The organism is Streptomyces venezuelae, assembly GCF_008642295.1.
GTDB classification, from domain to species: domain Bacteria; phylum Actinomycetota; class Actinomycetes; order Streptomycetales; family Streptomycetaceae; genus Streptomyces; species Streptomyces venezuelae_C.
Map to the genome: position 1 here is coordinate 7,381,401 of NZ_CP029190.1, position 19,968 is coordinate 7,401,368.

The window sequence follows — 19,968 nt, forward strand, 5'->3', positions numbered from 1 at the left end:
CCTTCACGGGGGCCGCGGGCCCCTCCGTACCCTCGGTACCACCCCCAAGCCGTTCTACCGAAAGACGGACCACCGCGATGAGCCCGACGCGCCGCCCCGCGCCCACCACACACACCCCGCGGAACCTGGCCCTCGGCTACCTGGCCCTGATGGCCGCCGCCGGCTTGGCCCGCGGCATCGCCGGCGCCTCCGGCGACGGCTACCTGGCCGTGCTCTACTTCCTGTCCTTCCCGGGCTCACTGCTGGTCACGGTGTTCGCGATCCTTCCCCTGAACGCCCTCCTCGGGACCTCGGCCCCGGAGACCGCGAACTCCTTCGGCCCGATGGTCTACCTGGTGGGCGGTGCCGCGGTGAACGTCCTCCTGGTGTGGGGCGCGGCGAAGGCGGTGCGCCGCCTGCGCGGCTGACGGGGGCCCCTGCCCCGCTCTCGTCGTCCACCACGGCGTTGCTGCTCAGGCCCTCTTTCCATGTGCCGCTGCCATGCCGGTCGGCCCGTCGCCCACGGCCACGGTGTCCGTTGCGCGGGCTGTCGAGGTGTCGATGACCGAGAGGGTGTCCGAGTCGAAGTTGCTGACGTGGATGCGGGAGCCGTCCCGGCCGACAGCGAGGCCGTTGGGGCCGTCTCCGACTGCGACGGTGTCCGTGACGGTACGGCTGCGGGTGCTGATCACGGACACGGTGCCGGACCCGATGTTGGCCACGTACACCTGGCGGCCATCCGGTGGCACCCCGATTCCCGCAGGCTGGTCCCCGACCGGGATGCGGTCCGATTCCACGCCGTCGTGAACGTCGACCACCGACACATCGTCCGAGGTCAGGTTGGAGACGTACAGGCGACGGCCGTCGGGGGTGAGCGCCAGGGCGGTCGGGCCGCTGCCGACAGGGATCGTGCCGGTGACCGTTGCGGTGGCGGTCCGGACCACTGAGACGGTTCCGGACGCGGCGTTGGCGACGTACAGGGTGCATCCGTCGGATGCCACCGCCACGCCCAGCGGGGCAACGCCCACCGCGACGGTGACCGTCACGGCACGGGTGCGGGTGCTGATCACCGACACATCGTCCGACCCGACGTTGGCGACGTAGACGTTCCGGTTGTCAGGAGAGACGGTCACTCTGCTCGGTTCGTCCCCGACGGCGACGGTGGCGATGACCGTCCGGGTACGGGCGTCAATCACCGATACGGTGTCCTCCGCGGAATGGTGACGTAGACGCGGGAGCCGTCCGGGCTGACGGCCACGCTGTCCGGTCCGTCCCCGACGGGGACGCTGTCCACAACCATGCCGGTGCCGGTGTCGACGACCGACACCGTGTCGGAGTGGAGGCTGGCGACGTACACCAGGGCATCGGGCCGCGGGGACAGCCCGGCCGTCGGCGTCCCGGCGGATGCGCCGGACAGGCCTCCCGGTCCCATCAGCGCCGCTGTCGCACACAGCACCACGGCTGTTCGCCGCCCCATGTCCTGATGTCTCGTCATGGGGCCACGCCAGGACTCCAGAGCGGAAAGCCACGTGAGGCTCACGCTCAGGCTGATCGAGCGGCGCACACCGTCCACCGGCGGCCGCCTGCGATGACTCCGTCTTGACCGGCTGCGCCCAGCGCAACCTCACCCAGGGCACAACGGCGCCTGCTCCGACAACAACGACTGCGCCGCCGACCCATTGGCCACGTTTACCTGGCTGCCCATCCGGTCACACGGGACTGTAAATTTCGGTGTAACTCCTGATCAAGGAAGATGCATCGATGACGAGTGAGAACGTGACCGAGGCCGAGACCGTCGAGCAGTCTGAACCGCAGCCTGCGAAGGCGGTGAACGACCGGCTGGTCGACGAGCTGGTGTCCCGGGCTCAGGCCGAGGGCGCGCGAGCGGCCGGGCAAGCGGCCTGCTGCGCGGGCGGCGGAAGCGGTGCGGGTCTCGCGGGGCGCAGGGGTCGATGCCCCGGGCGAGCATCACGTCGCCGACGAGGCACAGTGTGATCAGCTCACTCTGCATCCGTCCGGGCTACGCCCGGGACGTCGCGGTCTGCGGTTCCGGGCTCGGCGACCGGCACCGGTATCCGGCCCCGTGGCTCCGCTCAGCCGCTGCCCACCGCGTCGTCGCAGGCGGGGCAGACCAGGCTCGCGTGCTTTGGGGTGAACCACGAGGAAGTGGGATGTTCGGAAGGCTTCCACGAGGCCGATTCCATGGCGAAGGTGTCCTTGCCGCAGAAGGTCCGCGGACCGGGGACGGCGGTCATGCCCGGGGCGGCGGGCGCCGCGTGCACGCGCAGGACGTGCCGCTCGGTGGCACGTGACGAGCCCCCTGGGGTGTGTGCCGTCACCGGCTTGTCGAACTCGTACACGACGACGATCTTGCTCATACCTCGACGGTAGGCGGCTATGGGACGACGCGCCGATCTCGGTGCCGGTGCGGGAGTGTCGAGTACGGCTCCGGCGGCTCGGCATCGGGCGCCTCCCACTGCGCGGCCTCGTCGGTGGACAGGTGCACCGCCGCCAGTACGGGAAGAGCGCCGCCAGGGCGAAGACCGGCGTGTAGCCGCTGGCCGGCGATCAGCGCGCCGGCCAGCGGCGGGCCAGGACCACGGCGGCGTGCTGCCCCATCCCGTGCATCCCCAAGGCGCGGCCCGCCCAGTGGGGGTGTCGCTTTGCTGGTGAAGGTTCGTTGTCGTGTGTGGTGGCGTGTGAGGGGCGGCTGGGGTGCGGCAGGCCAGCCGTTCGGAGGCGGTGGCCGGGGGCCGCGTTCGTGGTGGTGGCGGGTGTGGGGGGAGTGGGTTGGATGGCTGTTGGCATGGCGCTCAGGGGGTCTCGTGCTTGCTGACAGGAAGGTGGTGTCCGGCCTTGCTGTGCCTGACGCGGGGTGGTGTTCGGTCTTGTCGGGTGCTGCGGCGGAACCGGTACTTGGCATTCCGCGGGTGTCGGTTCAGGCTTCGTAGGTGATGGATACCTGTGCCGTTTCGGTGGCGGGGCTGGAGGTGCCGCCTGCCGGGACGAGGTTCGATCCGCCACCGCCACCGCCGCCGCCGGGCCCGGCGGCGCCCTCGGTGATCAGGAAGCAGCCGCCGCCTCCTCCGCCGCCGTGCCAGCCGCCGCCTCCTCCTCCGCCGCCGAATCCGCCGCCGCCCGTGCCGCCGGTCCCGGGCGTGCCGTCGGTACCGGGCTTGAAGTCCTCGGGGCAGGCGGCTCCGCCCTTGCCGCTGTGGGTCTGGGTTCCGCCGCCGCCCCCGCCGCCGCTTTCCGGTCGCTCGCCGCCGGGCTTCCCGGTGTCGCCTGCGTCTCCGCCGGTGGCCTCGCGGACGGGGAATGCGGTGAAGCTGGAGCCGCCTCCGCCGCCCCCGCCGCCGGCGGCGACGATGAGGCGGGGGTCGGTGCCGGGAACGCCGGTCAGGGCACACTTCGCGCGCGCCGAGCTGCAGGTGCGGATGTCACTGGCACCGCCGCCGCTGCCGCCGGGGCGTTGACCGGTGACGGCTCCGCCGCCCGTGTCGACGTTGACGTAGTAGGTGGCACCGGGCGCCACGGTGAGGGTGGCGGTGACGGTGGCGCCGGCCCCGCCCGCTCCGCCCTCGACGGCGGACCGTCCCGGCTCGCCTGTGGCGGTGACGGTGAGCCGGGTGACGCCGGCCGGGACGACGAACCGCTGGTTGGCGCCGGCGGTGAAGGTCTTGGTCACGGGCGCCGGTGCGGCGGGCGCCGCGGGTACCACCAGGGCCGCCGGCAGCGCCGCGGCGGCGAGCAGGAGCGCGGCCCGTCGGGCCGTGCTTCGAGGGCGTTCGGATCGCTGTGGGGTCAAAGTCACGACGGGGACTCCTGGACAGGGCCGTGGCACCCACCCCCGGGGCGCGCGCGGACGTAGGTCGATGGCCCGGTCCCTGCGCGGGACCGTCCGCCGCGGCCCGTCCGGGCCGCAGCGGTCAGGCGTCACGCTCTCCCTCAGTCTCCCCGTTTCCCGGTCCGCCCGCCTCCCGGCGCCCGGGCCGTCGCGATCCCGCAAGTGCGATTGCACCGTCCACTGCCGACTGCCCTGGGCCATGCCGAACCTGATCGGATGCAGGCCTGCCCGTACCCGCCTCCTCACACTCAGAGGACTATCGACAGGAGGAAGAAGGGATGGCTGCTCCCTGACTACGGTCTGCGCGGTTGTCCATGGGGCCGCAGGGGCTGTTCTGATGAGGAGGTGTTTTGTTTGTGCTGGTCAGGCCGGTGAGCGTGGTTGGTGGGGACAGTTCGCTGCGGTGAGTAGCCGTATCTCAACCGATCACGGAACGTGCGGTTCGAACAGGGTTCCTGACCGGGTGATCTTCCGGTGGTGCGCGCATGAAGGCAGGGCCTCTTGGTAGTTCGGGGATGCGAAACCAGCCGAACTGTCCCAGGAGGCCCTGTTGTCACATGTGTGCGCGATCGCGCCCGTCGACTTCAACTCGCCTGCCGTGTCGTGCGACTCCCTCGCGCACACGTACGGCAATGCGGCCGATCATCCGGAACGGACGCCGCGCTATCCGTCGGACATGTCGGATGCGGAGTGGGCGGAGGTGCGGCCGTTGCTGCCCACCCCGGCCTGGCTGGAGAAGAAGGGCGGGCGGCCCGAAGGTTACTGCCACCGTCAGATGTTGGACGCGATCCGCTACCTGGTGGCGGGCGGGATTCCCTGGCGGGCGATGCCGGTGGACTTCCCTCACTGGGCCCGGGTCTACGCCTTCTGTGCGCCGTGAGGCGCTTCGTTGTATCCCCGACTCACTCGGGAGAAACTTGGAGGAATGTCTGTCGGTGTCGCCGGCACGGCGGAGAAGAACGTCACCGTGGTCCACAGCGTGAGGCCTCCTGTCTTCCAGGGGTTGATGGCGTCTCCGGCTGCCCCCGCTACAGGGCACCCGTCTATTTGCCGGGTCGTCCGAGTTGGTGGACGGTCCAGCCGACCGTGCGCCAGGGGGCGGGGTCGAGGGTGGTGCGGCAGTCGACAAGCTGGGGGTGGGCGGGGCGGTCCACGAGGGATTGGGGGTTGGCCTGCCGGTATTCGGGCCATTCGGTGGCCAGGACGACGAGGTCGGCGCCGTTGAGGGAGGTGGGCAGGTCGTCGGTGTAGTCGAGCTCGGGGTTGCGGATCACTGCTGTGGCCACCGCCTGGGGGTCGTGGACGGTGACGGCGGCGCCGGCCTGCTGGAGGGCGTGCGCGAGGGCGAGGGCCGGGGATTCGCGGACGTCGTTGGTGCCGGGCTTGAACGCCGCTCCCCACACCGTGACCCGCGCGCCCTTGAGGTGCCGCTCACCCAGTGCGCGGGTGATGAGATCCATGGCTACGTCGATGCGGGTCTCGTTGATCTTCTCGGCGGCGTACAGGAGGTCGGCGGCCTGCGTGGCGCCGAGTTGGCGGGCGGAGGCGGTGAAGGCGCGGACGTCCTTGGGGAGGCAGCCGCCGCCGTAGCCGATGCCGGGCCGCATGCCGCCGGCCCCGATACGGGGGTCGATACCGAGGATGTCCACGATCTGGGAGACGTCGCCTCCGGCGGCTTGACACATGTCGGCGACGGCGTTGATGTAGGAGATCTTCAGGCCGAGGAAGGTGTTGGCAGCGCCCTTGGCGAGTTCCGCGGTCTGGAAGTCGGTGACGAAGATCGGGACACCGGCGTCCAGGATGGGGGCGTAGACGGCGCGGATGGCCTTCTCGGCTTCGGCGGTGGTCAGGCCGGCGATGATGCGGTCCGGACGCAGGGTGTCCTCGACCGCGTGTCCCTCGCGCAGGAACTCCGGGTTCCATACGACGTCCACGGCGGTTCCGGCGGGGGCCAGGCGCTGGGCGAGGGCGGTGACCTGGCTGGTGGTGCCGACGGTGACCGTGCTCTTGCCGACGATCGTGCAGGGGTGGTCGAGGTGGGGGGCGAGCTGGCGGATCGCTCCGAAGACCTGACCGGTGTCGTAGGAGCGGCCGTCGGCGTCGATGGGGCATCGGAGGCCCGTCGGCGCGCATCAGGGCGGTGCTGTGGGGCGAGGTGATGAAACAGTACGCGGGCATCGGGCGGGCCCTTCTCGCGTACAACACCGACAACGAACAGGGCTTCGCGTTCGAGACGCACGACCACAAGTGGCACCCGGTTGACCGCGAGGGCATCACCTTGATCCACCGCCCCAGCGACCGGGCCGCATACCAGACACCGCCTTCCCGAGGCTGGAGCAAGGCAGCCAAACGGCGCCGCTTCGGGAACCGCTAGCGTCTGGAATATTCCTTATGCCGGAATCAATGAAAGTGTCGGAGAACGTGCCCTGGCCGCCATAAACAAGCAGATCGCCGAGCGTGCTCCCCGCACCCGCGGGGATGACCCCCCATCGGCCGCCGAGCTCGGGCACAGTGACCGGTGCTCCCCGCACCCGCGGGGATGACCCCTGCGCCGACTCGCGAGTGACCGAGGGTCTGCCGAAGTTGCGCGGGCTCAGCCCGGTGAACGGGGCTATCTAGGACGGCTCAGACGCCGTGATCACATCAGCCACGGCAAGATCATTCCATTGCTTTCCGCCCGCCTTTCTCGAACGCGATGCGGCAGCGTTCGACCTGGTCGGCCACCTGCTCCATGAACCAGCGCATGATCTCGTAGGGCACGACGTGCTCATCATGACTGTGGATGTGGACGGTCGGTTCCGCATCCGGATCCTCGTCAGGGACAAACGCCACCAAGAAAGCGGCTCCAGGCCGGTACCTCTCGCTGGGGTCCTCGGCCCACGCGGCTGGAGCCGGAACAGCCTCGCTCAGCTCCACAGCCCAGGCATCGTCGGGCAGGGCGTAGTGAAACTGGATGGCGTAGTGACGCCCTGTATGTTCTCGCAGATCGGCTGGCATGACGGCAGGCTGCCACAGGCGCAAGGTCCGAGTCGCGGCGACCCCGTCAGCTTTACGGGACTTCCCAATGCTGATGTCAAGCCGTTCCCACTACCGGAAGTGAAGGCCTGTAGCACTCTCTGTCACGAATCATTGCCCACAAGACGTTGATACGTCGGCGTGCGAGGGAGAGGAGAGCTTGCTTGTGGCCTTTCCCTTCGCTTCGTTTCCGCCGGTAGTACGCCTTCGAGGCCGGGCAGGACTTGAGGCTGGCCATCGCCGACAAGTACATGGTCCGAAGCAGGCCGCGATGGTAGCGGCGAGGTCTGCGCAGGTTGCCGCTGACGCGGCCGGAGTCTCGGGGCTGAGGGGCCAGGCCGGCGAAGCCGGCCAGGCGGTCGGCATTCCCGAAGGCGTCCATGTCACCGCCCGTTGCAGCGATGAACTCGGCGCCGAGCCTGGGCCCCATGCCAGGGAGACTGCGGATCACCTCGGCGTGCGGATGCTCGTGAAACCTAGCCTCGATGAGTGCGTCTAGCTCCGCGATCTCCTCGTCGAGAGCCATCACCCCCTTCGCGAGGCGGACCACCATGGCCGCGGCCAGCTTCTCGCCGGGCAGGGCGGTGCTTTGGGCCTGGGCGGCTTCTACGACGGTTTGCGCGAGTGAGGCGGCGCCTTTGACCTTGCGGTTCTTCAGCCAGGTCTCGATCCGCTTCGCGCCGGCGCGGCGGATGGCAGCCGGAGTCTGGTAGCCCGTCAGAAGCGTCACCGGACCCTTGTTGGTCAAGTCCAGCGACCGCTCCAAAGCAGGGAAGAGCTCCAGCAGCTGGGCCCGGAGACGGTTGATCTGCCGGGTGCGGTCGAAGACTACGTCCAAGCGCCGGGTAGTCAGGGTGCGCAGATCGACGGCGATCTCGTCTCCGGGTCTGAGCAGGCCCAGGTCCCGGCGGATGCGGGCCTGGTCGGCGATGACAAAGGCGTCCTTTGCGTCGGTCTTCGCCTCACCCCGGTAGGTGGCGGAGGCCCGGTGGACTGCCAGGCCGGTCAAATAGGCGACCGGCTGATCATGGGCGGTAAGCAAGCCGATCAGAAGGGCAGCGCCGCCATGGTTGAGGTCGACGGCCCACAACACGTCTTCGGATATCGCCAGCACATCGCCTATCAGCGCCAGCAGCTCAGATTCGTCGTTCTGGATCCGGCGAGACAGCAGCCGGCCGCCCGCTGCGTTGATCACCACGGCGTGGTGATGAGTCTTGCCGATGTCCACACCGGCCCAAATCTCAGGCAAGTTCCCCTCCGGCAGTCGTCTCCAACTGATCCCGCAGACGACCTCGCCGACGTTGTCCTACAGCAGCGATCGAGTCGCGTCTCCCAATCAGCGGTCGAGTCGTCGCGGGGCTCCGGGCGGCCAAGTCCCGTAAGCCATCCAGCGGCTCAGCCTTTACAGCCATACCCGGAGCCCCCGGGCCCTCCGATCCTACGAGTGACCGGAGCAGACCCACGCCTGAAAGGTAGGACAGCCCTTAGGTACAGAGACACAGCCGAGGAAGCAGGAAATGGACAAGCATGAGGTAGCGGAACTGCTGCGGACGGTGGGATCCGCCGTGTCACCGACCATGATCGAGACGGCCATCGCGCCTTCCGGGCAGTCGGTCCTGGGGCGTCCGGTCGCGGTAGGTGATGCCGAACGAATGTGGCGGCAGCTGCTCGCCGTGCGCGACAGCACGGGCTGGCACCCCGTGCTGACGGCGCGACATCCTTCGGACTTGGTGAACGCGCCGAGTCACGGAACCGACACCTTCGATGCACGTGCGGATACCGCACCGTACGAGGTCGTCGCCGAGATCAAGGACGCTGCATTGTCGGACCGTCTCGAATTCGCAGACGAAGAGGAGGCATCCGAGTGGCGGGCTGAGTTCACCCCCGAGCAGCTGGCCCGTTCCATTAACCCGGAGCCCAGGTCCCCCCGTCCACGTCAAAATTTCTACCCACGCTGGCTGTGCCTGGTGGAAACGCCGAACGGCTATTCCGTACCGGGCATTTTGCCGGGATACCCCCACACTCTCAATTGGTCGCATGGACCCGGAGGGCGAAATATGCGTGCCTCCGACCACGTGGCGTTCCTGCATACCTGGTATGACCGGTTCGGCGCGGAACTGCTGTACCTGTCCAGCCGAGTGTTGATGGTCGATGTCGCCCAACCGCCGCGGGACCGGATCGCGGTGGCGGAGGCTGCAATTGAGCAGTATGCGTACTGCCCAGACGGACATGACACGACTACCTACGCGGAAATCCAGACCCGAAACGGGACCTGGCAATTCTGCTGGGACTGACGAAAGCGGTTGAGCATACATAGCGCCGGTGGCCCGGCGGGAACAGCCCCGTCGGGCCACCGGTGCGTCCCAAGGGCACCGCGAGATCATGCGTGCTACTGAGGACCCGTCCCGCACGCGCCGCCTGTGCTCCCGTTGTGGGCGTGGGAGCGGCCGGATGTACGCGAAGCACTGCGTGCCCGGGACATGGGGGCGCTGTTGCGGGCGGTGCAGAAGTACGGCGGGGCGTCGCAGTCGCGGATTGCGGGTACGGTGTGGGGTTGCAGGCTCGTTCGGTGAACGTATGGAGCACCAAGCGACAGCTGAGGGATCTGCCAGGTGTGGGCCACCAGATGCCCAGAGGTGTGCGCCTCACCGTAGTGGTGACGAATGGCGGTGCTGAGCCCGTGCACAACCTGCGAGTCAGGGTGGGCGATGTACTGCCCCGGTGGGTGTTCGAGGGCGGGCTGGACAACCCCAGTGCGAGTGATGAGTCTCTGGAGTTGATGGAGTCCGTCGGGCCAGGGCGGACGTTCACCTTCGTCATGCCAGGGACCGTTCCGCGTGGTCAACGAGCTTGTGTCGAGTTTGCAGACAGTCAGGGCCGCGTCTGGCAGCTAGCTGACCACGGACGGTTGAGCCGGGTAGACAGCCCCAGAAGCGATGATGTGTGAGCATGCCCGGTGCCCGGCGCGTTGCCGAGGGACAGTACCACTGGGCCGCCTACATCCTGAGCACGCGCTCCAGGGCCGCGCGTACGACGCCCCCGGTTGTCACCACCTGCGCGGTACTTTGGGCGCGTTCGGCGATCGCCTCGGGCGGCGCAGCGGAGCGTCCGGCGGCGGGGCCGGGGCCCCATTGATCGGTCCAGGCCTGGAGGGCCTGGACGTGGGGCTGGTTGGTCCAGTAGCCCCCCGCGTCAGCGACAGCCACAGCGCCTCGGGCAGCGCGACAACCAGCCGGCCGGTCAGCCCCGCCCCGCACGCGTCCCGTCCCGCCCAGGATCTGCCCGGCTCTCGGGGCATCGGGCGGGACGGGCTCCCACTCCTTCAGCAGCCCGCGGTGCTCCAGCCCGGCTTGCAGCCCCGGAGCCAGCACGAGCGCCCGCGTTGGCCGGTGCAGCCCCGACTCCCGGTGAGCGTGCCGCGCGCCACGCATACGGGCCTGCGCGGCGCGACGCTGTGCGCCCCGGAGCAGTGCCAGTCCCTCCCGCTCGGCCTCCTCGCTCAGCCACTGTTCCTCGGCGGCCTGGTGGTCACGTACGAGGGCGTCGAGGCGTTCCAGGGCGGCGGGGTCGACGGCGAGGAGTGGGTGGGGGCGGGGTGGACGGTGATGCATCCGGAGGCCGCGAGGAGCGCGGCGAGGAGCAGAGGAAGGCGTGCCGCCACCGTCCCGCAGCCGGCCCCCAGAGGGGGCCTGACGGCCCCGTGGCGCCCCTCGGACGGATGACGGGAGGGACGTCCCGCCGGGCCGCGCGCGGCCAGTTCGGACCACCCTGGAAGAGGGGAACCCGCGAGGGAGGCCCGGGGATGGTGCTCAGACAGCCGGTCGAGCCGATGCTGGCGCAGGCTGCGGAGTCGGTGCCGGGTCCGGCCGTGCTGCGTGCGGGGGTGGCCTACGAGCAGAAGTTCGACGGTCACCGGGCGCTGCTGTTCACCCCGACCGAGCCGGGTGTGCGGGTGTTGCTCCAGACTCGGCGCGGGTCGCTGGTCCAGGAGCGTTTCCCGGACCTGGTGGCCGCCGCCGAGGAGCAGCTGCCCGCCGGTCTGGTCCTCGATGGCGAGCTGCTCGTCTGGGGCGCCGAGGCGGGCCGGCTGTCGTTCGAGGGGTGCAGCGCCGGAGCGCCGCCCGCAGCCGCGGCGCCGCCGCCCTGGTCTTGGTGCTGCCGGCCTGTTCTCGGGCCGGTTGCCGGGTCAGGCGGGGGTGAGGTCCTTGCGGACGAGGGTGGTGAGCTTGGTGGTGGTTTCTTGTTTATGCACCGGAGCCAGCTCAAGGCTTCCGCCGGCTTGGGCCCGTCGCCGGCCGCCGCGCCCCCAGGTACCAGGGCCCCCGACGCCCGCACGGCAGCGCCGCACCATCCCACGTCGTCAAGCGGCGCCTCCTCGCCGCCGGCATGACCGCCTGGCAGCTCGCCGACCTCCTCAGCGTCCACGAGCACCAGATCGACCTCGAAGAACTCTCCGACCTCCCCGTCCGCGTCCTGCTCGAACTCGCCCGCCGCCTCGACATCCCACCCGCCGACCTCATGGCCGGAGCCGACGACCTCTTCGAGCGGCCCCGACGCCAGGTCGTCGACCGCCGACCGGCCGGCGCCGACCATGACGCCCTCACCGTCATCACCGCGCTCGCCTACGCGTACGGCGCCGCCAAACCGCCGACACCCTCGCGGCAGCCCTGTCCTGGCCCCGCCACCGCCTCGACGCCGCCCTCGATCACCTCCAAGCCCACCCCGACATCGGCGGCCCCCTCACCCTGCGTCATATCCCACCCGACGCCTACACCGTCACCCCACGCCTCGACGTCCTCGCACCGCACCAGGCCGACGCCCTCACCGGACGCAAGAACCCCCACCCGGCCGTGCGCGGCCCGATCCAGCCCGCCGCGGCCGAGGTCCTCCTCCGCGTCTGGGTTGACGGCGGAATCGACACCACCGACGCCGCCCAGCGTCAGGCCGTCGCAGACCTCGCCGCCGCCGAGATGGTCACCCGCGGCGACACCATCGACCGCTTCCACGACAACGTGCTCTACAGCTTGCAGATGCTCCCTGAGCCGTCACCGCCTACTGACACGGACTCTGCGCCGCCGCTGTCATAACCCTGCGCATCTCACTGACATCCACCCTGCGCACGACACGGGGCGGCTGTCGGACGACACGAGAGTGCACCGGGTTCTGGCTGAGGTTGTGTGCTGCGTAGGTGCAGTCCGGAGTTGGCATCCGCCTCGGCAAGGGCAAAAGCTGCCGAGCGGGCAGCCGAGGGTGCCCTCCGCCTGTCCCGCTCAGCGCCCGGTCGGCAGAGCGCCGCCTCCTGAGGGAGGGGCCCCGCTCCTGACGGCACCCCTGGGCAAGCTTGCGATTCACTTCAGTCCGGTCGCGGTGAGCTGGGGCTGGGCCTAGCCTGAGGAGTACATGCGACATGGCCTCGTGAGAGCCAGGCACACCCGGTTTGTTCAGACGGTCATAGCCGAGGCCGGGTGGGGCTCCGAGGACAGGCCGCATTCCATTCAACCGTTCCCGCTTGAGTGCTCGTCGACCCTCGTACATGCCCGCAACGGGCGGGTGGGGCGGGCGTCGACCGGCTGAAAGTGAAGCGCCATGTCCCACACCGTGCGAAGGATCTCGCAGGCCGCAGCCTGCTTCGGTTTCGCGGCCGTTTGCATCTTGCCCGGACCGGGGGGTACAGCCGAGGCGGTGGCGCCGGCGGCTCCAGTCGACCGGGGTTTCTTCCTCATCAAGGCAAGGCATTCCAACATGTGCTTGGACGTCGCCCATGCCAGCATGGCGCACGCCGCCCCGGTGGTGCAGGCCCGCTGTTGGAGCGGACACAACCAACAGTGGCGCCTCGTGCCGCAAGGCGACGGGAGAAGCTTCAAGATCCAGGCCAGGCACTCCAACCTGTGCCTGGACGTCGCGCACGCCAGCCGAAAGCACGGCGCCCCGGTGGTGCAGGCCAATTGCTCAGGCGGCAGTAATCAGGTGTGGTGGTTCGCACCCGCGCAGGGAAGAGCGCCGCTGGTGGACAGCCCCATTGGGCGTGTGCCCCAGATCAACAACAGTGTCGCGATCGTCGCGGACCACACCGGCATGGTGCTGGATGTCGCGCACTTCAGCCAGGCCCACGCCGCTCCGGTGGTCCAGGCGGGTCTGGGAGCCGGCCGTGAACCCGCGCTCAACCAGCTGTGGCGGTTCCAGAGGCCGACAGCCTTTCTGTGACGACTTCATGGGCCTCAGTGCCTGACCCATATCCCTGATTTCGAGGTGTTCGGGGCCGTAGCCTGTAGTGGTGTCCGAGGGTTCCGGGCAGCCCGGAGTGCGGGGGTGCGGAGGCTGCGGCCGGCCGCGCGGCCGGACGCCACGTTCTGCTCGACGGCATGTCGTGCCATGTCATGGCGACGGAATCGTCGGTTGCGGCGCCGGGTGATGGCGGAGTTGAGCGGGGCGCGGCGGGTGACGTGCCCCGAGTGCGGGACGCCCTGGTTGGCTGGCGTGGATCGGCGTTCGGATGGACGGTGCGGGCCACGACCGCCGCCCTGCGCAAGAAGGGCATCGGCCCCGCATCCTGGACCCCGCACTGGTTCCGGCATAGTCACGCGACCGCGTTGTTGCTGGCCGGGACGCCGGAGTGGGTGGTCTCCCGTGCCACCCCGACTTGCGAGGCCGCATCGAACGCCTGCGAGCCCAGGCCTACGCCCGCCCGAGGCTGAGGGCCTGGGCAATTACGTGAACTTACCCCTGGGGAATAGCGCGAACGTTCACACCTTCACCAGCTGGCAGCTCCTATCAGCCGGGCAGGTGCCGGCCGCACCGTGGCTCCAAGAGGGGGAGACGCGGTGTGGCGATCGAGCTCTTCTGTCCTGGCGTGTGCCAATGATCAGATGACCGGTAGCTCTGCCTTTGCCCGAATCCGCAGGAACGCGCATCGGCGTGCCGCGCAGCGCCGCCTGAGGAACCGTCGCCGTCGCGCCGCAGGCCCGGAAACCGGCGGCGTCCCGTCCTCCCGCTTCTCCCTGCTGATCCTGAGCCTGCCGGGGCTGGCTGCCGTGGCCGCGCTGCTCTTCACCTGGCTTCAGGTGAGCCAGACGGGCAAGGAGCTGAGGATCGCCGAGGAGGGGCAGATCACCAACCGCTTCAACGCGGCCATCGGCAATTTGGGCTCGGGCTCCGTGGATGTGCGACTCGGCGGCATCTATGCGCTGGAACGCATCATGAACGACTCCCCGCGTGACCAGGCCACCGTCGTTTCGGTGCTCTCCGCGTACGTCCGCCGACACGCCCCGCTGCCCACGGCCACTACACCTGCCGCCGACATCAGTGCAGCCATGAACGTGCTGGTTCGGCGCCGCCCCGAACACGACGAGGGGCTGGAACTGGACCTGAGCCGCACCGACCTGCGGAGGTGGAAGCCCGCGCATCCCTACGAAGAGCGAGCCATCCACCTGCGGGGAGTGGTTCTCACGGGTTCGGACCTGAGCGATGCGGAGCTCAACGGCGCAGACCTCGCCGAAGCCAGCCTGGACGACGCTAACCTCAACCGGGCAAATCTCGCGAGCGCGGCTCTCACCCGTGCTGCCTTCCTGGGCGCACGACTGCGGGACACGGAATTCTCTTCGGCCGACCTCTCCGGAGCCATCTTCTGCAGTACGGGCGGCGGATGCGCGGACCTCACGGGGACGAACTTCGGGAGCGCGGACATGACCCGCGCCATACTCATCGGCGCGGATCTCCGGAAGGCGACGTTCTGCTCGGAATTCTTCGTGGCCCCCATCGAAAGTACCGAGGAGCCGACGAGCACGGTCATGTGTGCCACCCTTCGGGGCGCGAACCTCATCGGCGCCAATCTCTCGGGAGTGGACCTTGCCGGCGCGGACCTGTCCGGCGCGGACCTCACCGACGCCGACCTCACCAAGGTCAACCTCACCGGTGCGAACCTCACGGGGCGCCGACCTCACGGGTACCAAGCTCGGCGGCGCCACGCTCAAGGGAGTACGGGGTCTCCCGCCCTCCCTCCGCCAGTGACCTGAGTCAGAAGTCCGCCGCCCGTTCTGGGGCATTTCAACCTTCGCCTGAGGCGTCGACAGGTTCAGAGTGTCCACAGGGGGAGACTCAGGCGCATGGGAAGAAGCGCAGACCAGGCCCTGGAGGCGTCACCGGTGAAGCGGCGAGCCGGGGGCGGCGCGGGCGCCTTCCACTTCTCGACCGTCCTGACTCCGGAACGAAGGAAGTGCCTGTGACGACCGCCGGATCCCCAACGAAGTTGCGTGAGAGACTCGGTGCTGCCACCGGCACTGCGCGACAAGCTCGCCCAGGATCCCAACCTGCGCGTCGCACTCCGTGTCTTCGCCCGTCAAGACACTCCGGAGCCGGCCCGTGCTGCGATCCATGCACAGATCCTGTCCGACGTGCCCCCGCTGGACTGGCTCGCAAACCACCAAGCCCTGGACGACGACACGCTCGACCGGGAACTCATGGGCGAGATAGCCCGCGCGGAGCTCCGGACTCTGCGCCTGCCGTGGGTGACGGCCGACCCCCTGCCATACGTGGACTCGCCATACGCCTGCTTCCGCGCCTCGGCAGCGATGTCCGAGCAGCTTCCGCCGCGGCTCGTCGCTCAACTGCTTGACGACGAAGAGAGCGACGTCCGTACCACGATGGCTCTCCACGCCCGAGACCAGATCAATCCCGACACTGCCGAGCGCATCGACCGTACCTACCGCCCGGCCAAGAGGGTCCGATGGCGTCCGGCCGACGACTTCCCCCTTCCGGCAGATGTACTTCGACGCCTCGCCACAGACCTCGACCCCAGAATGAGGCAGCTGGCTCCGCGCGACCCGCACCTGCCCGTAGAACTCGCGCGCCGCCTGGCAGCTGACCCCGACCACATGGTGCGCCGCACCATTGCGACCCATCCCCGGCTTCCCGCCGAGGTTCTGACGCGGCTGCTGGCTGATCCGGCGGAATCTGTCGCGGCCACCGCAGCTGCAAACCCCAACCTGCCAACCACAGCCATGCACCAGCTGCTCGCCCTCGCAGGCTTGTGACGCTCGATTGTGCGCCGCCGGTACCGGTATTGCTCAGGTAAGCAATACCGCTACATCGGTAGTGACGGCGCGACACCACTGAAGCGGTCAACGGTGCGATCACGGGGACCCTGGCCCGCCCGCAGCTGCTCGTCCTCAGCCGCCACGACACCGCTGGCCGGCTGCTCGCGGTCGGTCACACGGTATCCCTTCAGATCAAGCAGTCCGGGGAAGGCACCGACCCGTGCTGATCGAGCGGAACTTCACCGCAATCGAGGACCGGCTGGACGACAGCACGCCGAGCGGTGCGGGGACGTCGTCCGGCGGCTGGAGACGGTCGGCCGGGCGGACCCGGACACCCTGCTCGCGCTCCGCGCGCTCCTCCTCGTACGTGGGACTCCGGAGCGATGGTCCGCCCGCGCACCGGGTGGCCGGGCGACCCGGAACCGGGCCCCACCGCGCTGCGTTAACGTGGCCCGATGCGAAGATCAAAAACTCTCGCGGGACTGCTCCTCGCGCCCGCGCTCGCCTGTCTGGCCGCGCTGCTTCCGGCCGCTCCCGCAGCCGCCGGTGGTACCGACTTCCTCGGGGCCGACGCGACCACCGGCCACCCCGGCGACCAGATCCTGTTCCGCTCGGGGACCGCCGGATACGGATGCTTCCGGATACCCACTCTGGTCCGTACGGAGGCCGGCACCCTGCTGGCGTTCGCCGAGGCCCGTACGTCGCCCTCGTGCGCCGACCGCGGTGCCATCGACATCGTCGTACGCCGCTCCACCAACGAAGGCCGCACCTGGGGGCCTGTCCGCGTGGTGTTGTCCGGTTCGGCGACCGACTCCGAGGCCCCCTACACCCGCGGCAACCCGACGCCGGTCGTCGACGAGGCGACGGACCGGATCCTCCTGCTGTCCACCTCCGAACCGGCCACCCCCGGCGGCACCGGCGCCCGCCGTGAGGCGCTCGTGCAGACCAGCACGGACGACGGACTGACCTTCGGCGCACCCCGCTCCGTCAACCGGCTCCTGCCCTACCCGCCGGACCCCAAGAACCCTCCGGACCCCAAGAACCCTCCGCCGTTCACGGGCTGGTTCGGCACCGGCCCGGCGCATGGCATCCAGCTCAAGGGCGGGCCCCACGCCGGCCGTCTCGTCGTCGGCGCCTACCAGAGCCCCGACAGCACCCAACAGCACGCCGGGGTGCTCTACAGCGACGACCACGGGGAAACCTGGAAGCCCGGCTCCTCCAAGAACTCCTTGGTCCCCGGGGTGATGAAGCCGGGCGAGGCCGCCGTGGCGGAACTCCCCGACGGCCATGTCTACGTGGGCGCCCGCAACGAGCTCTCCACCAAGCACCGTGCCTACGCCATCACCGCCGCCGACGGCATCAGCACACGCGAGTTCAAGTCCCTCCCGGTCACCACGGCGAACACCCAGGGGTCCCTGCTCACCCTGCAGCACACCTACGACAGGACGCCCGGGGACACGCTGCTCATGGCGTCACCGTCCAAGCTCGGCGACCGGGCGGACCTCCGGCTGTACGCGTGGAACACCAACACCACGCCCGCAGACCAGCACGGTGACCGAAACCCGAACTGGCAGCCCGTCGGCGACCTCGTGAAGTCCGGCAAGTCCGGCTACTCCGACCTCGCCGAACTCACCGGCGGCGAGATCGGACTCGTCTACGAGAGCGGCCACCTCCCCGGCATGTCCGCCGGCAAGGACTGGTCCGCGGCCACCATCAACTTCCGCCGCATCGACCCCCGCCCGCTGTTCTCCTACGCGAGCGACCACGAGGGCGTACCGGCGCCCGGCACCACCCCGACCGCCGCCCCCACCACCCCCGATGCCTCACCCCAGGCGAACGACGCCTACCTCACCGGCAACGCCGGGATCGCGGCCGGTGGCGCCGTCGGCCAGGGCCTGGCACTCGACGGCAGCGGCGACAGTGCCGACGTACCGTACGCCGGTTCCCTCGACCCGAAGGACGGGGACTTCACCTACTCCCTGAGGTTCAGGCACGATCCGACCGCCCCCGATCCCGCGGCGGCCGTCCTGCTCTGGGCCTTCGGCAAGGGGGCGGACGTACCGCAGATCTGGATCCGGACCGACGCGAAGGCCGACAAGGTCACCGCCCACGTACAGGGCACGAACGGGGCGGCCACCGTCTCCGTGCCGGTCGAGAAGCTGGGCGATGCGACCGACACCAAGTGGCACGAGGTCACGCTCGTGCGCGACGGGACAGACATCAAGCTCTACGTCGACGCCGTCGAGCCGGCCACGTCCCCGAGCAAGGTGAGCGGCCCGGTCACCAGGCCGGTCACCGCCGGCAACGGCGGCATCAGGATCGGCGCCCGGCTGGACGACGGGTACACGCCCTTCCGTGGAGCCATCGACGAAGTCCGCTTCCACCGGGCCGCCCTCACCCCGGCCCAGGTCAACCAGTCCGAGAAGCTCGCGCTCTGGCTCCCCTTCCACGTCGTGGACAAGCCGGACCCGGTCTCCCTGCGCGACATCGCCATCTCCGACGACGTCTCCGGCGCCTGTATCGAGGGCACGGCGGTCGGATGCGTCGACGGCACGATCCTCGGCGGAATCATCGAAGACAACCGACTCGGCAACGCGGCCGTGGACACGGGCGCGCTGAAGGTGGACGCCACCTACCCGGGCGTCGAGACACCCTTCCGGCCCGGGATCGACGTGGGCTCCGGCGCCTTCACCTACGCACTGTGGTTCAAACACTCCTCCAACCGTTTCAGCGCCAACCAGGTCCTGCTGTGGGCGTACGGAGTGGATCCCGACGGCGCCGACACCAAGCATTGGGCACCCTCGCTGTGGGCCCGCATCGAACCTGGGGGAAACCGCATCCGGGCCTGGGCGGAAACCGAGCCGGGCAAGGGCGTGGAGCGCGTCATCGAGGCGCCCGCCGGCTTCGGCGACAACGAATGGCACCTGCTCACCCTGGTCCGAGACGGGAACGGCTTCGCCCTCGGAGTCGACCGTCAACGCACCGAATCGGCCCCCCTCGCCGGCCCGTTCGCGTTCCCCGCGGGCCATGGCAACGCCCCCGACGGAACGCCGCTGGAGGGAACCACCCCGCTCGGTCTTCGCGTCGGCTCCAAGCCCGGCATCGACGGCACCGAGGCGCCGTTGACCGGTGCGATCGACGACGTACGGCTCTACGGGCGGGCGTTGAGCACACAGGAGGTCGTTCTCATGGCGCCCGAGACGCCCCCCGGCAAGAAGCCTTCGCGCAAGTTCCCCGACGACAAGCCCCGGTTCCGGTGGTCGATGGAGCCGGGCAACATCCAGCAACACAGCGTGATGCGCCCCGCCTCGACGGGCCGCTCCACCCCGGACTCGTCCGCGCACGCCAACAACGCATACCTGTACGCCGGCACCGACCGGCCCGGCGGCGGCAAGTTCGGCAAGGCCTTCAGGGTCAACGGGGAGCCCGGCAAGAACGGCAGAGTGATCCTGCCCTACACCGACTCCGAGGCGCTCGGGTCCGGCGACTTTACCGTGGCCACGGTGTTCAGCCACGATCCGGCCGCCACCGCGATGCAGAGCCTCGTCTGGGCGTACGGGGACGGGGCCGCCGAGCGCCAGCTCCGCATCCACGTCGAGACGCGCACGGAGAAGGTGGAGGGGGTGGACGTGCCGAAGCGGAAGCTGATCGCGTTCACGCAGACCGACACGGACTCGACCGAGATCGCGGTCGACGCACCGGAGGCCGGCTGGCACCATGTCGCCCTCACCCGCGACGGCACCGACCTGCGGCTCTACGTCGACGGGGTGGAGCGCTTCGAGACGGATGACAAGGGCTCCAGGAAGGAGAAGCGGATCACCGGATCCCTCACCTACCCGGACACCTTCGACGTTCAGGGCTTCACCCTCGGCGACAGCCCCTTCGGCGGCCTGCCGCTGAAGGGCTCGCTCGACGAGTTCCACCTCTACCGCACGGCACTCGACGCGGCGGAGATCGGCGCCCTGTGGAGCACGAACACCCGCCCGACGCGGGCCGCACCCGTCGTGCACCTGCCCTTCGACGTGCTCGTGGCCGGCGAGTACGCCCGTATGTGACGACCCCGGACACGGGTCGGGGGCCGGGTCGCACGCGCGA

The 19,968-nt window shown here is 69.6% G+C and carries 18 protein-coding genes and 1 pseudogene; 10 read left to right on the plus strand and 9 right to left on the minus strand.

Features of this window, described 5'->3' with window-relative positions:
* Positions 1–77 precede the first annotated feature (77 nt).
* Positions 78–407, plus strand: a complete 330-nt coding sequence (locus DEJ50_RS33025; protein ID WP_150211682.1) for a hypothetical protein — start codon at positions 78–80, stop codon at positions 405–407.
* Positions 408–452: 45 nt separating this feature from the next.
* On the opposite strand, the gene DEJ50_RS33030 is transcribed toward DEJ50_RS33025, so the two are convergent.
* The 4 genes from DEJ50_RS33030 to DEJ50_RS34220 form a co-directional block, all read right to left on the minus strand.
* Positions 453–1,175: a YncE family protein gene (locus DEJ50_RS33030; RefSeq protein WP_263399217.1), complete on the minus strand. Its 723-nt coding sequence runs from the start codon at positions 1,173–1,175 to the stop codon at positions 453–455.
* Entirely contained in the window at positions 1,172–1,474 is a 303-nt protein-coding gene (locus DEJ50_RS35365) for a YncE family protein (RefSeq protein WP_263399218.1), read from the minus strand. The genes DEJ50_RS33030 and DEJ50_RS35365 overlap by 4 nt, the downstream gene beginning before the upstream one ends.
* Positions 1,475–2,072: 598 nt before the next feature.
* On the minus strand, positions 2,073–2,357 hold the full coding sequence (locus tag DEJ50_RS33040; protein WP_150211683.1) for a hypothetical protein: 285 nt from the start codon (positions 2,355–2,357) through the stop codon (positions 2,073–2,075).
* Between the two features lie 560 nt (positions 2,358–2,917).
* Positions 2,918–3,793, minus strand: a complete 876-nt coding sequence (locus DEJ50_RS34220; protein WP_190344846.1) for a hypothetical protein — start codon at positions 3,791–3,793, stop codon at positions 2,918–2,920.
* A 592-nt stretch (positions 3,794–4,385) separates the two neighbouring features.
* Here DEJ50_RS34220 and DEJ50_RS35045 point away from each other — a divergent pair.
* Complete coding sequence (locus DEJ50_RS35045) at positions 4,386–4,706, plus strand: transposase (protein ID WP_223838215.1); 321 nt, start codon at positions 4,386–4,388, stop codon at positions 4,704–4,706.
* 163 nt (positions 4,707–4,869) lie between these two features.
* Here the strand turns inward: DEJ50_RS35045 and DEJ50_RS33055 are convergent, their stop codons facing one another.
* Positions 4,870–5,931 carry a UDP-glucose dehydrogenase family protein gene (locus DEJ50_RS33055; protein WP_223838216.1) on the minus strand — a complete coding sequence of 354 codons (1,062 nt, stop codon included), beginning with the start codon at positions 5,929–5,931 and terminating at the stop codon, positions 4,870–4,872.
* 5 nt (positions 5,932–5,936) lie between these two features.
* Between DEJ50_RS33055 and DEJ50_RS33060 the strand changes: the two are divergent.
* A pseudogene (locus DEJ50_RS33060) lies at positions 5,937–6,200 on the plus strand (type I-E CRISPR-associated endoribonuclease Cas2); the annotation flags it as partial.
* A 284-nt stretch (positions 6,201–6,484) separates the two neighbouring features.
* Here DEJ50_RS33060 and DEJ50_RS33065 read toward each other — a convergent pair.
* Both DEJ50_RS33065 and DEJ50_RS33070 read right to left on the minus strand, forming a co-directional pair.
* Positions 6,485–6,823, minus strand: coding sequence for a hypothetical protein (locus DEJ50_RS33065; protein WP_150211685.1), 339 nt, complete (start codon positions 6,821–6,823; stop codon positions 6,485–6,487).
* Positions 6,824–6,899: 76 nt separating this feature from the next.
* Positions 6,900–8,090, minus strand: coding sequence for an IS110 family transposase (locus tag DEJ50_RS33070; protein WP_150208530.1), 1,191 nt, complete (start codon positions 8,088–8,090; stop codon positions 6,900–6,902).
* 268 nt (positions 8,091–8,358) lie between these two features.
* Here DEJ50_RS33070 and DEJ50_RS33080 point away from each other — a divergent pair, with 268 nt between their 5' ends.
* Positions 8,359–9,135 (plus strand): DUF4253 domain-containing protein, encoded by a 777-nt coding sequence (locus DEJ50_RS33080; protein ID WP_150211686.1) that lies wholly within the window; start codon positions 8,359–8,361, stop codon positions 9,133–9,135.
* Between the two features lie 702 nt (positions 9,136–9,837).
* Here the strand turns inward: DEJ50_RS33080 and DEJ50_RS33090 are convergent.
* Positions 9,838–10,047: a hypothetical protein gene (locus DEJ50_RS33090; RefSeq protein ID WP_150211687.1), complete on the minus strand. Its 210-nt coding sequence runs from the start codon at positions 10,045–10,047 to the stop codon at positions 9,838–9,840.
* Positions 10,048–10,230: 183 nt separating this feature from the next.
* Between DEJ50_RS33090 and DEJ50_RS33095 the strand changes: the two genes are divergently transcribed.
* Both DEJ50_RS33095 and DEJ50_RS35050 read left to right on the plus strand, forming a co-directional pair.
* On the plus strand, positions 10,231–10,563 hold the full coding sequence (locus DEJ50_RS33095) for a hypothetical protein (protein WP_150211688.1): 333 nt from the start codon (positions 10,231–10,233) through the stop codon (positions 10,561–10,563).
* An 80-nt stretch (positions 10,564–10,643) separates the two neighbouring features.
* Positions 10,644–11,231, plus strand: coding sequence for a hypothetical protein (locus tag DEJ50_RS35050; protein ID WP_223838033.1), 588 nt, complete (start codon positions 10,644–10,646; stop codon positions 11,229–11,231).
* Positions 11,232–11,463: 232 nt separating this feature from the next.
* Here DEJ50_RS35050 and DEJ50_RS33105 read toward each other — a convergent pair whose 3' ends face one another.
* Positions 11,464–11,847: a hypothetical protein gene (locus DEJ50_RS33105; protein WP_150211689.1), complete on the minus strand. Its 384-nt coding sequence runs from the start codon at positions 11,845–11,847 to the stop codon at positions 11,464–11,466.
* 580 nt (positions 11,848–12,427) lie between these two features.
* On the opposite strand from DEJ50_RS33105, the gene DEJ50_RS33110 reads away from it, so the two are divergent.
* The 4 genes from DEJ50_RS33110 (at position 12,428) to DEJ50_RS33130 (ending at position 19,928) form a co-directional block, all read left to right on the plus strand.
* Positions 12,428–13,045 carry an RICIN domain-containing protein gene (locus tag DEJ50_RS33110; protein WP_150211690.1) on the plus strand — a complete coding sequence of 206 codons (618 nt, stop codon included), beginning with the start codon at positions 12,428–12,430 and terminating at the stop codon, positions 13,043–13,045.
* A gap of 662 nt (positions 13,046–13,707) precedes the next feature.
* Positions 13,708–14,853 (plus strand): pentapeptide repeat-containing protein, encoded by a 1,146-nt coding sequence (locus DEJ50_RS33120; RefSeq protein ID WP_150211691.1) that lies wholly within the window; start codon positions 13,708–13,710, stop codon positions 14,851–14,853.
* A gap of 237 nt (positions 14,854–15,090) precedes the next feature.
* Complete coding sequence (locus DEJ50_RS33125; protein ID WP_150211692.1) at positions 15,091–15,870, plus strand: hypothetical protein; 780 nt, start codon at positions 15,091–15,093, stop codon at positions 15,868–15,870.
* Positions 15,871–16,328: 458 nt separating this feature from the next.
* The gene (locus DEJ50_RS33130; protein WP_150211693.1) at positions 16,329–19,928 is read left to right on the plus strand and encodes a LamG-like jellyroll fold domain-containing protein; all 3,600 of its coding nucleotides are present in this window, start codon (positions 16,329–16,331) and stop codon (positions 19,926–19,928) included.
* The last annotated feature ends 40 nt before the right edge of the window (positions 19,929–19,968 follow it).